This window comes from Streptomyces ficellus, assembly GCF_030406405.1.
Taxonomy (GTDB): Bacteria; Actinomycetota; Actinomycetes; order Streptomycetales; family Streptomycetaceae; genus Streptomyces; species Streptomyces ficellus_B.
Genome location: NZ_JAUEPL010000017.1, coordinates 53,126 through 66,796 on the forward strand (window position 1 = coordinate 53,126; position 13,671 = coordinate 66,796).

11 protein-coding genes are annotated in these 13,671 nt (G+C 72.0%); 3 read left to right on the forward strand and 8 right to left on the reverse strand.

Annotation, left to right across the window (positions count from 1 at the left end; all coding sequences use genetic code 11):
* Positions 1-2: 2 nt before the first annotated feature.
* The 7 genes from QWM81_RS13820 to QWM81_RS13850 form a co-directional block, all read right to left on the reverse strand.
* The gene (locus QWM81_RS13820) at positions 3-914 is read right to left on the reverse strand and encodes a carbohydrate ABC transporter permease (protein WP_290112168.1); all 912 of its coding nucleotides are present in this window, start codon (positions 912-914) and stop codon (positions 3-5) included.
* Positions 911-1,843, reverse strand: coding sequence for a carbohydrate ABC transporter permease (locus tag QWM81_RS13825; RefSeq protein ID WP_290112169.1), 933 nt, complete (start codon positions 1,841-1,843; stop codon positions 911-913). The genes QWM81_RS13820 and QWM81_RS13825 overlap by 4 nt, the downstream gene beginning before the upstream one ends.
* 94 nt (positions 1,844-1,937) lie before the next feature.
* Positions 1,938-3,653, reverse strand: a complete 1,716-nt coding sequence (gene araD, locus QWM81_RS13830) for an L-arabinonate dehydratase (protein ID WP_290112171.1) — start codon at positions 3,651-3,653, stop codon at positions 1,938-1,940.
* The gene (locus QWM81_RS13835; protein WP_290112173.1) at positions 3,650-4,573 is read right to left on the reverse strand and encodes a dihydrodipicolinate synthase family protein; all 924 of its coding nucleotides are present in this window, start codon (positions 4,571-4,573) and stop codon (positions 3,650-3,652) included. Before QWM81_RS13835 ends, araD begins: the two co-directional genes overlap by 4 nt.
* Positions 4,570-5,238 carry a GntR family transcriptional regulator gene (locus QWM81_RS13840; protein ID WP_435372364.1) on the reverse strand — a complete coding sequence of 223 codons (669 nt, stop codon included), beginning with the start codon at positions 5,236-5,238 and terminating at the stop codon, positions 4,570-4,572. The genes QWM81_RS13835 and QWM81_RS13840 overlap by 4 nt, the downstream gene beginning before the upstream one ends.
* 161 nt (positions 5,239-5,399) lie before the next feature.
* Complete coding sequence (locus QWM81_RS13845; RefSeq protein WP_290112175.1) at positions 5,400-6,578, reverse strand: hypothetical protein; 1,179 nt, start codon at positions 6,576-6,578, stop codon at positions 5,400-5,402.
* Positions 6,575-7,504 carry a 5-dehydro-4-deoxyglucarate dehydratase gene (locus tag QWM81_RS13850; protein ID WP_290112176.1) on the reverse strand — a complete coding sequence of 310 codons (930 nt, stop codon included), beginning with the start codon at positions 7,502-7,504 and terminating at the stop codon, positions 6,575-6,577. Before QWM81_RS13850 ends, QWM81_RS13845 begins: the two co-directional genes overlap by 4 nt.
* A 246-nt stretch (positions 7,505-7,750) precedes the next feature.
* Between QWM81_RS13850 and QWM81_RS13855 the strand changes: the two genes are divergently transcribed.
* Both QWM81_RS13855 and QWM81_RS13860 read left to right on the forward strand, forming a co-directional pair.
* Positions 7,751-8,560 carry an NAD-dependent epimerase/dehydratase family protein gene (locus tag QWM81_RS13855; protein WP_290112177.1) on the forward strand — a complete coding sequence of 270 codons (810 nt, stop codon included), beginning with the start codon at positions 7,751-7,753 and terminating at the stop codon, positions 8,558-8,560.
* Between the two features lie 71 nt (positions 8,561-8,631).
* Complete coding sequence (locus QWM81_RS13860) at positions 8,632-9,834, forward strand: TerD family protein (RefSeq protein ID WP_290112178.1); 1,203 nt, start codon at positions 8,632-8,634, stop codon at positions 9,832-9,834.
* A 159-nt stretch (positions 9,835-9,993) separates the two neighbouring features.
* On the opposite strand, the gene QWM81_RS13865 is transcribed toward QWM81_RS13860, so the two are convergent.
* Positions 9,994-11,553 (reverse strand): hypothetical protein, encoded by a 1,560-nt coding sequence (locus QWM81_RS13865; RefSeq protein WP_290112179.1) that lies wholly within the window; start codon positions 11,551-11,553, stop codon positions 9,994-9,996.
* 218 nt (positions 11,554-11,771) lie between these two features.
* Between QWM81_RS13865 and QWM81_RS13870 the strand changes: the two genes are divergently transcribed.
* Positions 11,772-13,610, forward strand: coding sequence for a DUF8508 domain-containing protein (locus QWM81_RS13870; protein ID WP_290112180.1), 1,839 nt, complete (start codon positions 11,772-11,774; stop codon positions 13,608-13,610).
* Positions 13,611-13,671: the final 61 nt, after the last annotated feature.

The window sequence follows — 13,671 nt, forward strand, 5'->3', positions numbered from 1 at the left end:
GATCAGCCCTTCACCGCGCCGGCGCTGAAGCCGGTGATCAGCCACTTCTGGATGAAGGCGAAGACGATCACGACCGGGACGGCCGCGACGACACCGCCCGCCGCCAGCGCGCCCAGGTCCACGCTGTCGGCGCCGATCAGGGTGTTGAGGCCGACGGGGATGGTCTGCTTGTCCTGTTCGCTGAGGAACATCAGGGCGAACAGGAAGTGGTTCCAGCTGTGGACGAAGGCGAAGGAGCCGACCGCGATGAGCCCGGGCCGCAGCAGCGGCAGGACCACCGCGCAGAAGGCGCGGAAGCGGGAGCAGCCGTCCACCCAGGCGGCCTCCTCCAGGGAGACCGGCACGTTCTTGATGAATCCGCTGATCAGGATGATGGACAGGGGCAGTTGGAAGACCGTCTCCGCGATAATGACGCTGCCCAGGGAGTTGATCATCCGCATGTTGCGGAAGATCTCGAAGAGCGGGACCAGCATCAGGGCGCCCGGGATGAACTGCGAGCACAGCAGCGCCAGCATGAAGCCGTTCTTGATCCGGAAGGTGAACCGGGCCAGTGCGTATCCGCCGGACAGGGCGATGAGGGTGGTGGTGATCAGCGTGGCGACGCCGACGAGCATGCTGTTCTGGAAGAAGACCCCGAAGCTGCGTTCGTTCCAGACCTTGTCGAAGTGCTCGAAGGTCAGCGGCCAGGGCACCAGCGACGTCGACCCGGCGGGCCGCAGCGCGAACAGCAGCATCCAGTAGAAGGGGACGAGCGTGAACAGCAGGTACAGCCCGAGCGGGACGTAGATCTGCCAGCGCGGTACGTCGTCGAAGGCGCGCTCCCGCTTCGGGGCGCGTGCCCCGGACGGGGGCGCGGGCGGCTGGGGCGTGGGCACGCGCGCGTGGGTGCCCTTCTCCGCGAGTGCGGCGGTCATGTGCGGTCGCCTCCGAACTTGCTCAGGCGCAGATAGAGGATCGAGCAGAACAGGAGGATCACGAACGCGACGGTGGTCAGCGCGGAGGCGTATCCGAAGTCGTGGCCCTCGATGCCGGTGTTGGCGATCATCAGGGGCAGCGTCGTGGTGACCCCGGCCGGACCGCCGCCCGTGAGGGTGTAGAGCAGGTCGACGTTGTTGAACTCCCAGACGCCGCGCAGCAGCGTGGAGAGGATGATGGCGTCCTTCAGGTGCGGCAGGGTGATGTGGACGAACTGCCGCAGCCGGCCCGCGCCGTCCACCGACGCCGCCTCGTACAGGTCCCTGGGGATGGACTGGAGGTCGGCGAGGATGAGGATGGCGAAGAAGGGGACGCCGCGCCACAGTTCGGCGACGACCGCCGCCCAGAAGACGGTGCCCGTGTCGGAGAGCACGGAGGTGCCGTAGGAGCCGACGCCGATGTCGGCGAGGTAGCGGCTCATGCCGGTGGACGGGTTGTAGAGCAGCATCCAGATGGTGGTGGTCAGCACGCCGGAGACGGCCCATGGCGAGAAGACCAGGGCGCGGGCGACGGCCCGGCCGACGAAGGTCTGGTTGACCAGCAGGGCCAGCACCAGCCCGAGGGCCAGTTGCAGGCTCACCTGGACGATGACCCACTTGGCGCTGAAGCCGAGCGTGGGCCAGAAGAGCGGGTCCTCGGTGAAGATGCGGGTGAAGTTGTCCAGCCCCGCGTAGCCGTTCTTCCAGGGCTTGGTGACGTTGTAGTTCTGCAGGCTGTAGTAGAAGACGCTCAGCACCGGGTAGGCGATGAAGCCGACCATGAGCAGGGCGGCGGGCGCGATCAGCAGGTAGGGGAGGCGGCGTGGTTCGGCTCCCGTGCCGCGCCGGCGGGCCCGGGGCTGTTTCGCCACGGCTGCGGCTTGGGCCATGACATGTCTCCGTTCGGTGTACGAGGCGGGCGAAGCGCTTCGCGGATGACGTTCGGGATGCCGAACAGACGTGATCCCGGTTCCGCGCAGGGGTTCAGCCCGCGTAGGGGTCCGGCACCTCGCCTTTTCGGGCCAGGAACGCGAAGTCGCAGCCGGTGTCGGCCTGGGTGATCTGCTCGCTGTAGAGGGCGCCGTAGCCGCGCCCGTACCGGGGCGGGGGCGGCGTCCACTCGGCCCGGCGCCGCGCAAGCTCCGCCTCGGGCACGTCGAGGTGGAGCGTGCGCGCCTGGACGTCGAGGGTGATGGGGTCACCGGTGCGGACCAGGGCCAGGGGCCCGCCCACGTACGACTCGGGTGCGATGTGCAGGACGCACGCGCCGTAACTGGTGCCGCTCATCCGGGCGTCGGAGATCCGCACCATGTCCCGCACGCCCTGCTTGAGCAGGTGGTCGGGGATGGGCAGCATCCCGTACTCGGGCATGCCGGGACCGCCCTTGGGGCCGGCGCCCCGCAGCACGAGCACATGGTCGCGGGTGATGCCGAGGTCCGGGTCGTTGATGGTGCGCTGCATGGTCCGGTAGTCGTCGAAGACGACGGCGGGTCCGGTGTGCTTGAGCAGGTGGGGTTCGGCCGCGATGTGCTTGATGACGGCGCCGTCGGGGCAGAGGTTGCCGCGCAGGACCGCGACCCCGCCCTCCCGGGCGAGCGGGTTGTCGCGCGGCCGGATCACGTCGTCGTCGTGCACCAGCGCGCCGTCGAGCTGTTCGCGCATCGTGGGGTGCGCGACGGTCGGCCGGTCCAGGTGGAGCAGATCGGTGATCCGCGACAGGAACCCGGGCAGTCCGCCGGCGAAGTGGAAGTCCTCCATGAGGTGGCGCCCGCCGGGGCGGAGGTTGGCGAGCACGGGCACGGTCCGCGCGATCCGGTCGAAGTCGTCCAGGGTGAGCGTGACGCCGGAGCGGCCGGCCATGGCGATCAGGTGGATCACCGCGTTGGTGGAGCCGCCCAGCCCGAGGACGGTCGTCACGGCGTCCTCGTACGCCTCCGGGGTGAGGATCCGCGACAGCTTCAGGTCCTGGCGTACGAGGTCGACGATCCGCATCCCGGAGGCGGCGGCCATCCGGTCGTGGCCGGAGTCGACGGCCGGGATGGAGGAGGCCCCCGGCATGGTGACGCCCAGTGCCTCGGCGGCGGCCGTCAGCGTGGAGGCGGTGCCCATGGTCATGCAGTGGCCGGGCGAGCGGGCGAGCCCGCTCTCCAGTTCGGCCATCTCGCAGTCGCCGATGAGCCCGGCCCGCTTGTCGTCCCAGTATTTCCACATGTCCGTGCCGGAGCCCAGGACTTCGCCCCGCCAGTGGCCCGGCAGCATCGGCCCGGCCGGTACGAAGACGGTGGGCAGGTCGACCGTGGCGGCACCCATGAGCAGTGCGGGCGTGGACTTGTCGCAGCCGCCCATCAGCACCGCGCCGTCCACCGGATAGGACCGGAGCAGTTCCTCCGTCTCCATCGCCAGCATGTTGCGGTACAGCATGGGGGTGGGCTTCTGGAACGTCTCGGAGAGGGTGGAGACCGGGAATTCGAGCGGGAAGCCCCCGGCCTGCCACACGCCCCGCTTCACGGCCTGGGCGCGGTCGCGCAGGTGGACGTGGCAGGGGTTGATGTCGGACCAGGTGTTGAGGATGGCGATGACCGGCTTGCCGAGGTGCTCCTCGGGCAGGTAGCCGAGCTGCCGGGTACGGGCCCGGTGGCTGAACGAGCGGAGCCCGTCCGTCCCGTACCACTGGTGGCTGCGGAGCTGTTCGGGGTTCATATGCTCCAGCCCCCGACCATCTCGGCGATCTCCGCGCGGCTCGCTTCGGGCAGCGGGCGGCTCGGCGGGCGCACGTCACGGCGGCACAGGCCGAGGGCCTGGAGGGCCTCCTTGACGACGGTGACGTTGTTGGCGGACTGGTCGGCGGCGCGCAGGTCCTCGAAGGGGCGGATCTGTTCCCAGACCTTGGCGGCGGCCGGGTAGTCGGCGGTGCGCAGCGCCTCCAGCATGGCGAGCGAGACGGCCGGTGCGACGTTGACCAGACCGGAGGTGAAGCCGGTCGCGCCCATGGCCCAGTAGGAGGGCGCGTACAGCTCGGCGAGTCCGGCGACCCACACGAACCGGTCGATGCCGGCGTCCCGGGCGACGGCGCCGAAGCGGGCGGCGTCGGGCACGGCGTACTTCACGCCGATGACGTTGGGGCACAGCTCGCCGAGCCGGGCGATGGTGGCGCCGTCGAGGAGCGGGTTGCGGATGTAGGGCACGACGCCCAGCTCGGGGACGGCGTCGGCGATCTCGCGGTGGTAGTCGATCCAGCCGTCGCGCGAGACGTACGGGTGCACGGGCTGGTGGACCATGACCATGCCGGCGCCCGCCTCGCGCGCGTGGCGGGCGGCGGCCGTCGCGGTGGGCACGTCGTGCCCGACGCCGACGAGGACGGCGGCGCGCTCGCCGGCCTCCTCGATGGTCAGCTCGGTGACCAGGCGGCGCTCCTCGGGGGTGAGGGTGTAGAACTCGCCGGTGTTGCCGTTGGGGGTGAGCGCCCGCACGCCGCCGTCGAGCAGCCTGCGCAGCAGCGCGCGGTAGGTGTCGCGCTCGACGCCGCCCCCGGCGTCGAAGGGCGTCACGGGGATCGCGACGACGTCCGCCAGTGCCGCCCTCGACGACGCGTGGTCCATGCGGCTGTCCCTTTCCCTCATGAGTGGTCCTCGCCGTCGGGGAAGGCCCGCTGGACGAAGGAGGCGATGTGGTCGTGCAGGGCGCTCGCGGCGCCCTCGGCGTCCCCGGCCAGCGCCAGGCCGAGGATCTGCCGGTGCTCGTCGGCCTCGCGCTGCCAGGAGGGGTCGGTGCTCCAGGCGACGGTCGACACGAGCGCGGCCTGCTCGCGCACCTCGTCGAGCATCCTGGCCAGCAGCGGGTTGCCGCACGGCAGGTACAGGGCGCGGTGGAACTCCCGGTTGGCGAGGGAGCGTTCGGCCTGGTCGGCGGCGCTGTCGGCGTCGATGAGCGCCTGCCCGGCGGCCTCCAGGGACGCGCGGCGGGTGATGGTGCGGCGCAGCGCCTCGGGTTCGAGGAGCAGCCGTACGTCGTACACCTCGCGGGCCATGGCCGCGTCGACGGTGCGGACGGTGACGCCCTTGTACTGGCTCATGACGACGAGTCCGGTTCCGGCGAGGGTCTTCAGGGCTTCCCGTACGGGCGTCTTGGACACTCCGTACTGCGCGGCCAGTTCGGCCTCCACCAGCGCTTTGCCGGGGGCGAACTGCCCGGTGAGGATGGCGTGTTTGATCGCTTCCAGCACGTACTGCGTGCGGGAGGGGATCGGGGTGGGGGCGGCGAAGGCCATACGGGCGACTGCTCTCATATCTCACGTATCGCGTCTCATATATGACGTACGAAGTACGACGCGATGAAGTTAGGGCGGTGGCATGGATTCGTCAACGCTTCTGACAAAAAAGGCCCGACCGGATCGGCCGGGCCTCCACAGGGGCGGGGACACGGGATGTTGGGGCGCGCGGCGCCGCGTCAGCGCAGGGCCCGCAGGGCCTTGGTGACCGCCGCGAGGTCCGGGGTGGAGGCCAGGCCCGCGTGGTACAGGCGCAGTTCGGTGGCGCCCAGCTCGCGGGCGCGGGCCGCGTCGGCGGCGAGGGTGGCCGGGGAGCCGCCCATGCCGGTCACCACCGTGAAGTTGGCCGCGAGAACGGTGTCCACGCGCGCGTGCGCGGCGAACGGCGGCAGCACCGTCTCCGCGCCGCCGCCCGTGCAGGGCAGGACGACGCCGTCCGCGACGGACAGGATGTGCGCGGGGTCCACGCCGGGGTTGGCGCCCGTGCGGTACGGGGCGGGGTCGGCGTGCAGCAGGATCCGGAAGCCCGCGGGGGCGGCCGCCCGTACCGCCGCGATGGCCGCCTCCTGGAGGGTGCGGGCGGCCCGGGTGCGCCAGGCGAGGGTGGCCGCGGCGGCACCGGCGCCCAGGAGCTTCTCGACGGCGGGCCACCCGGCTTCTGGTGATCCGCCCGACGCCCACACGGGCTCCAGGGCGCGGCGCACGGTGGCGCCCAGCTCGTCGGGGTCCAGGCCCTCCCCGGCGTACCCGTCACGGCAAGTGGCGCAGAAGCACAGGGACATCAGGTACTGCGCGGCGTCCCCGAGGGCGACGCCGCCGGTCTTGTCGTGGGCGTGCAGGTGCGCCATGCCGTACCAGCCGCACGACTCCAGCTCCGTGCCGCGCGCCGCGGGACGCACCGCCGCCTCGGCGGCCAGATCGGTGAGGTAGTCCCGTACGGCGCTCTGCGCGACGCACGGCGCCCACGGGTAGCGGTCGCCGTACGCGTTGACCACCGACGTGCCGGGGTGCTCGGCACCCAGGCGGGAGCTGTGCGCGAGGACGACCCAGCTGTGTACGTCGAGTCCGGCGGCCTCCAGTGCCTCGGTGGCCTCCCCGTACGCGTCGCCGGGCGCCCACCGGCCCGCCGCGTACGGCCGCGGTTCACGGCCCGCCCAGCGGGCGGGGTCGGGCGGGTAGAGGACGGCCGCGTACTCGGCGGTGACCACGCGGTGGCGCGGGTGACGCGGCGTCAGGGCGCGGGTGGAGTGGTACGCGGCGGCGAGGGTGACCTGCCGCACGCCGAGGTCCGCGATCCGGGCGGGGGCGTCCGGGTCTCCGATGACGTCCCAGGGGTAGACGAAGGTGGCGGTCTTCACGCGCCGCTCCCCACCAGGGCCCGGCCGCGTTCGATGATCTCGGCGAGTTCATCGATGTGGGCGGGCGCGGGTTCGCTGAGCGGCGGGCGGACCTCGCCGACGTCCAGTCCGCCCAGCCGCACGGCCGCCTTGACGAGCGAGACCGCGTATCCCCGGCCCTTGGCGCGCAGTTCGACCAGCGGCCGGTAGAAGCCGTCGATGAGCCGGTTCACGGTCGCCTCGTCGCCGCCGTTCAGCGCCCGGTGGAAGGCGAGGGCGAGGTCGGGGGCGAAGCAGAAGACGGCGGAGGAGTAGAGCGTGACGCCGATGCCCCGGTAGGCGAGGCCGGTCAGTTCGGCGGTGGGCAGTCCGTTGAAGTACAGCAGGTCGAGCCCTTCGGCGCGTACGGCGCTGACGATGCGCTGCATCAGGTCCAGGTCGCCGTACCCGTCCTTGAGCCCGATCACTCCCTCGACGCGGGCGAGCCGCGCGACGGTCCCGGGGGCGAAGACGGCGTTGTCGCGCTGGTAGACGATCACCTCCAGGCCGGTCGCCCCGGCGAGGGCGGTGTAGTGGCGCAGCAGGCCCTCCTGGTCGGCGACGACGAGGTAGGGCGGCATGGCGAGCAGCCCGTCGGCGCCCGCCTCCTCGGCGAGCTTCGCGTACTGGATCGCGAGGGCCGTGCCGTATCCGGCGCCCGCGATCACCGGCACCCGCCCGGCGGTCTCCTCGACGGCGGCGGCGACGCAGGCGCGGAACTCCTCGGGGGTGAGGGCGTGGAACTCACCCGTGCCACAGCAGGCGAAGACCGCCCCGGCACCGGCCTCCACCCCGGCGCGCACATGCGCGCGGAACACCGTGAGGTCGAGCGCGCCGTCCGGTCCGTACGCGGTGACGGGGAAGAAGAGCAGGCCGTCGAGTCGGCCGGCGAGCGGGGCTGGGGTCACGGGCGCTCCCTGGACAGGCAACGTGCACGAATCTGACTATCGTCTACATTTCTGAACGCCGCCACGCTAGGGCAGCCCCCTTGCGCCGGTCAAGGCGACACTTGACGGAAAACCTCAACGCGGGCGCGGAGTTGACCCGCGCCCCGCGACACTTGACGGTGTTCCGGGCGCCTCTTTAGCGTGTCCAGGCTTGTGAATGCTGCTCACGCAGGTGACCGGCCGCGCTTCTACCGAGGAGACCCGCCCATGCCCGCTCCCCGCACCGTCCTGCTCACCGGCGCCGCCGGCGGCCTCGGCACCCTGATGCGGGGACTGCTGCCCGCGTACGGATACGAGCTCCGCCTCTTCGACCTGACTCCCATCGAGGGCGAGCGGGACGCGATCGCCGGCGACCTCGCCGACAAGGAGGCGGTACGGGAGGCCGTACGGGGCGTCGACGCGATCATCCACCTGGCGGGCATCTCCCTGGAAGCCCCCTTCGAGAAGATCCTGCGCGCCAACATCGAAGGGACGTACCACCTGTACGAGGCCGCCCGCGAGGAGGGCGTGCGCCGGATCGTCTTCGCCTCCAGCAACCACGCGGTCGGCTTCACCCCCCGCCCGCGCGAGGGCGACCCCCTCATCCCCATCGACACACCGCACCGCCCCGACACCTTCTACGGCCTGTCCAAGTGCTTCGGCGAGGACCTCGCCCAGCTCTACTGGGACCTGCACGGCCTCGAAACCGTCTCCGTACGCATCGGCTCCTGCTTCATGGAGCCCACCTCCGTACGGATGCTGTCCGTCTGGATGAGCCCCGGCGACGCCGCCCGCCTCTTCCACGCCGCCCTCACGGCCCCGGACGTCAAGCACACCGTGGTCTACGGCTCGTCCGCCAACACCCGCCTGTGGTGGGACCTCTCGACCGCCCGGGCGCTCGGCTACGAGCCGCAGGATGACTCCGAGCAGTACGCCGAGAAGCTCATCGCCGAGCAGGGCGAGCTGGACGACGCCAACCCCGCGCACGCCTGCCTGGGCGGACATTTCACCACCAACCCGCCCCAGTGGCCGCACTGACCGTTCACTACAGTGGCCGCAGTGCCGGCAGGTAAGGGAACGGCAAAGCGGACTCGCTCGTTACCCCTGGCATGACAGCTATGACCCCCGGCTCGAACATCCCTCTCACCGCCACCCGGGTGGCGGTGGACGTCGCCGCGCCCGTGCGGCTCGACGTATCGGGCCTGCTGCTCACCGCCGACGGCAAGGTGCGCTCCGACGACGACTTCATCTTCTACAACCAGCCGGCCGGTCCCGGCGTGACCTACCGGTCCGGAGGCGGGAGCGCGCCGGACGCGATCATCGTGGACACGGCCGCCGTCCCGCCCGGCATCGAGAAGATCGTCGTGACCGCGAGCCCCGACGCCGCGGGACAGACGTTCCAGGGCATCGAACCGACCGCCACCATCCGCGACGCCGGCACCGGCGGCGTACTGGCCACCTTCACCCCGCCCCGGCTCGGGGACGAGACCGCGCTGGTCGTGGTCGAGATCTATCTGCGGGGCGGCGTGTGGAAGGCGCGCGCGGTGGGCCAGGGGTACGCCAACGGGCTGGCCGGCATCGCGACCGACTTCGGCGTCTCGGTGGACGAGGAACCGGCTGCCGCCGCGCCGCAGCCCCCGGCAGCCGCCACCCCCGCCGCCGCGCGGCCGCCCGCCGCCCCGCAGGCCCCGGCCGCGCCCCCGGCCGCTCCGGCCGCGCCGCCCGCCACCAGCGGGAAGATCAACCTGGACAAGGGCCGCGTCAGCCTCCAGAAGAACCAGACCGTCTCCCTCGTCAAGGGCGGCCGCCCCCTGCTGTCCCAGGTCAAGATGGGCCTCGGCTGGGAGCCGGCGTTCCGGGGCAAGGACATCGACCTCGACGCCTCCGTCATCGCCTACGGCCCCCAGCGCAACCACCTGGACAGTTGCTACTTCGGCAAGCTGAGCATCCTCAACGGCGCCATCAAGCACTCCGGCGACAACCTGACGGGCGAGGGCGCGGGTGACGACGAGGTGATCGTGGTCGACCTGGGCCGGCTGCCCGCCGACGTCACCGGCCTGGTCTTCACGGTCAACTCCTTCTCCGGGCAGAAGTTCACCGAGGTCGCCAAGGCGTACTGCCGGCTGATGGACGCCGCGACCGGCGAGGAGCTGGTCCGCTTCGACCTGACCTCCGCCGAGCCGCAGACCGGCGTCATGATGGCCAAACTCATCAAGCAGTTCTCCGGCGAGTGGGACATGACCGCGATGGGCGAGTTCGTGAAGTCGCGCACGGTCCGCGGCATGGTCAAGCCGGCCGCCCAGGCGCTGTAACGCCCCGGGCGGCCGTGACGGCGTCACGCCGCGTGGACGTCCTCGACGCACCGGCCCTCGGCCACGAGGCGGTCCAGCCAGTCCTGGGCCGCCTCGTCGTTGTGCCGAACGGCGGCTTGTACGCGTGGACGGAGCGGGCCGCCCGCGCCTGGCCGCCCGTCAGTCGGCCGTCCGCGAGCGGGCCTTGAACGCGGCCTTGCGGGCTTCCTTGGCCACCCGCTTGTCGCGATGCAGGCGGCCCATCGCCTCCAGGACCTCCGGCGTCGCCGGGTGGTCCACGCGCCACGCCGCGTCGAAGAAGCCGCTGTGCTGGCCCGTCAGCCCCTCCACCAGGTCCTGGAGCTCGTCCAGGCCCCCGCCCCCGGCCGCGTCCAGCTGCGCGGCGATCGTGTCGATGGCCAGCCAGAAGATCATCGGCTCCGGCGGCGCCGGTACGTCCGCGGCGCCGCGCTCCGCGAGCCAGACCCGCGCCAGCCCGCCCAGCTCCGGGTCGTCCAGCACGTCCCGTACCGCCGGTTCCGCCTCCGCGCCGACCAGGGACAGCGCCTGCTGGCAGTGGAGCCGCCGCAGCGGCGAGCCCGCGTCCGTGCCCTTCGCCGCCGCGAGCAGTTCGCGCGCCGCCGGCAGCGGTTCACGGCGGGCCAGCCACGCCAGCGTCTCCGCGCGCGCCGACGCCTCCGGGAAGCGGGCGACCCCGTCGAGCAGCACGTCCGCGCCCTTGTCGGCCAGGTCGCCGACCGCCGGCGCGTCCATGCCGGCCTCCAGCATCCGCGCCCGGACGCCGTACAGACCCAGCGGGGTCAGCCTGACCATCCCGTACCGCGTGACGTCCTCGTCGTCGCCCACGGAGGCGCCGCCCACAGAGGCGCCGCCCGCCGAGTCGTCGCCCGCCGACGCCGGGGACTCGTCGCCCTCCTCCACCATCAGCGCCTCGTCCACCGGCTGGTACTCGACCAGCCCGGTCGGCTCCAGCACCCGGAACTGGTCGTCCAGCCGCATCATCGCCTCCGACACCCGCTCCAGGATGTCGTCGGTCGGTTCCCCCATGTCGTCGGGGACGATCATCGACGCGGCGAGCGCCGGGAGCGGCACCGGCCCGTCGCCCGGGCCGCCGTCCGCGACCGTGAGCAGGTACAGGTTGCCGAGCACGCCGTCGAGGAAGTCGGCCTCGCGCTGCGGGTCCCAGTCCAGCGACTCCAGGTCGAGGTCGCCGTCCTCGCCGAGGAGGTCCGCGAAGTCCTCCAGCAGCGGCGCGGTCGCGTCGGCGAACGCCGTCTCCAGGGCGTCCAGCCACAGCGCCAGGACGTCCTGCGGCGCGCCGCCGGTGACCAGCGCGAGCGGCGCGCCCGCCGTGACGGCACCTGTCCCGGAAGCCCCGCCGTCCCCCGACGCCCCGCCGGCCTCAGCGTCCTCGCCGTCCTCGCCGGCTTCGCCGTCCTGCGGGTCCTCGACCACCACCAGGCCGGTGTCCACGGCGACCCGCCACGCCTCGCTCGCGTACGCCTCGCCGTCGTCGTCCGCGGCGAGCCCCAGCGCCTCGGCGGCGGCCGGCAGCTGCTCCTCGACCAGTTCGCCGCCGGCGCCGACCCGGGTGTCCGGCCCCGCCCAGCGGGCGAGCCGGACGGCCCTGGCCAGCAGCGGGGCGGCGAGCGCGTCGCGCGCCAGCTCCGCGTCCGAGGGCAGCCGTACCGGCGGCAGGGTGGGGCGGTCCGACGACATCAGCGGTCTCTCCTCGGGACGTACGTGGGGTCGGGCGGCCCCCAGCGTAGACGCATTCGGGCGCCTGCCCCGCAGTTCATGTACCGGTCAAAGCACGTACACCCGCGAGCCCTTGACAAGTCCGGTGTCGAACCAAGAGATTGACGCGCGTAGAAGCTGCGGGCACCCGCACGGCAGCGCCCTCACCCTCACCTCCCACCACCCATCGGAGCCCAGTGATGTCTTCCACCCTGCCGAGAACCACGTCGCGAACCGCCGCCGTCTCGGCCGTCATCGCCACCGCTGTGGCCGCCGGCCTGCTCACCGGGGGCCCGGCCACCGCCGCCGAGGCGATAAGCATCCACGACATCCAGGGCACCACCCGGATATCCCCGCTGGCCGGGAAGCAGGTCAGCGGCGTCCCCGGCATCGTCACCGGCGTACGGACGTACGGCTCGCGGGGCTTTTGGATGCAGGAGACGCGGGCCGACGACAACCCGGCCACCAGCGAGGGCGTGTTCATCCACACCGGCTCCGTCCCGACCGTGGCCGCCGGCGACGCGGTGACCGTCTCCGGCACGGTCACCGAGTACATCCCGGGTGGCGCGTCCTCCGGCAACCAGTCGCTCACCCAGATCACCCGCCCCACTGTCACCGTCACCTCCTCCGGCAACCCGATCCCCGAGCCCACCACCATCACCGCCCACGCGGTCCCCTCGGTGTACGCGCCCGAGGGCGACCCGGCGGCCGGCGGCTCCATCAACGGCCTGCCGCTGAAGCCCGCTTCGTACGCCCTGGACTACTACGAGTCCCTGGAGGGCACCAACGTCCGCATCGGCTCCTCGCGCGTCGTCGGCGCCACCGACCCGTACTCCGCGCTGTGGGTGACGGTGAAGCCGTACGAGAACCCCAGCGCGCGCGGCGGCACTGTCTACGGCTCGTACACCTCCCAGAACACCGGCCGCCTCCAGATCCAGTCGCTGACCCCGAAGGCCCAGCAGCCGTTCCCGAAGGCGAACGTGGGCGACTGGCTGACCGGCACGACCGAAGGCCCGCTGGACTTCAACCAGTTCGGCGGCTACACCCTCACCGCCCATGCGCTCGGCACGGTCGCCGACCGGGGCCTGGAGCGGGAGACGACCGACAAGCAGCGTGCCGGCGAGCTGGCGGTGGCCACGTACAACGTCGAGAACCTCGACCCCACCGACCCGCAGCCGAAGTTCGACGCGCTCGCGAAGGCCGTCGTCGAGAACCTGGCCTCGCCCGACATCGTGGCCCTGGAGGAAATCCAGGACGACAACGGCGCGAAGAACGACGGTACGGTCGCCGCCGGCCAGACGATGAAGAGGTTCACGGACGCGATCGTCGCGGCGGGCGGCCCGGCGTACGAGTGGCGCGGCATCGACCCCGTCAACAACGAGGACGGCGGCCAGCCGGGCGGCAACATCCGCCAGGTGTTCCTGTTCAACCCCGAGCGGGTGTCGTTCACGGACCGCGCGGGCGGCGACGCGACGACCGCGACCGGGGTCGTACGGGAGAGGGGCCGGGCCGCCCTGACCCACTCCCCCGGCCGGATCGACCCGGCGAACACCGCCTGGGAGAACAGCCGCAAGCCGCTGGCCGGTGAGTTCACCTTCCGTGGCCGTACGGTCTTCCTGATCGCGAACCACTTCGGCTCCAAGGGCGGCGACGAGTCGCTCCTCTCCCACCGCCAGCCGCCGAACCGTTCCTCCGAGGTGCAGCGCCTCCAGCAGGCGCGGGCGGTGAACACGTTCGTCAAGGAGATCCTGGCCGCGCAGCGCACCGCCGACGTGCTCGTCCTCGGCGACATCAACGACTTCGAGTTCTCGCTGACGACGAAGGCGCTGACGGACGGTGGCGCGCTCTGCCCGGCGGTCATGTCGCTGCCGCGCGCCGAGCGCTACTCGTACGTCTACCAGGGCAACAGCCAGGTCCTGGACCAGATCCTGACCAGCCCCTCCATCCGCCACTTCACCTACGACAGCGTGCACATCAACGCGGAGTTCGCGGAGCAGAACAGCGACCACGACCCGCAGGTGCTGCGCTTCCGCCCGTGAAGCACGCGCTGGGCGCCACCTCGCCGGGCTCCCGCTACGGCTCTCGCTACGCGCCCGCGCC

Coding starts and splice junctions, on each gene's coding strand:
- QWM81_RS13820 (WP_290112168.1), bottom strand. CDS start 914: ATGACCGCCGCACTCGCGGAGAAGGGCACCCACGCGCGCGTGCCCACG.
- QWM81_RS13825 (WP_290112169.1), bottom strand. CDS start 1,843: ATGGCCCAAGCCGCAGCCGTGGCGAAACAGCCCCGGGCCCGCCGGCGC.
- araD (WP_290112171.1), bottom strand. CDS start 3,653: ATGAACCCCGAACAGCTCCGCAGCCACCAGTGGTACGGGACGGACGGG.
- QWM81_RS13835 (WP_290112173.1), bottom strand. CDS start 4,573: ATGAGGGAAAGGGACAGCCGCATGGACCACGCGTCGTCGAGGGCGGCA.
- QWM81_RS13840 (WP_435372364.1), bottom strand. CDS start 5,238: ATGAGAGCAGTCGCCCGTATGGCCTTCGCCGCCCCCACCCCGATCCCC.
- QWM81_RS13855 (WP_290112177.1), top strand. CDS start 7,751: ATGCCCGCTCCCCGCACCGTCCTGCTCACCGGCGCCGCCGGCGGCCTC.
- QWM81_RS13860 (WP_290112178.1), top strand. CDS start 8,632: ATGACAGCTATGACCCCCGGCTCGAACATCCCTCTCACCGCCACCCGG.
- QWM81_RS13865 (WP_290112179.1), bottom strand. CDS start 11,553: ATGTCGTCGGACCGCCCCACCCTGCCGCCGGTACGGCTGCCCTCGGAC.
- QWM81_RS13870 (WP_290112180.1), top strand. CDS start 11,772: ATGTCTTCCACCCTGCCGAGAACCACGTCGCGAACCGCCGCCGTCTCG.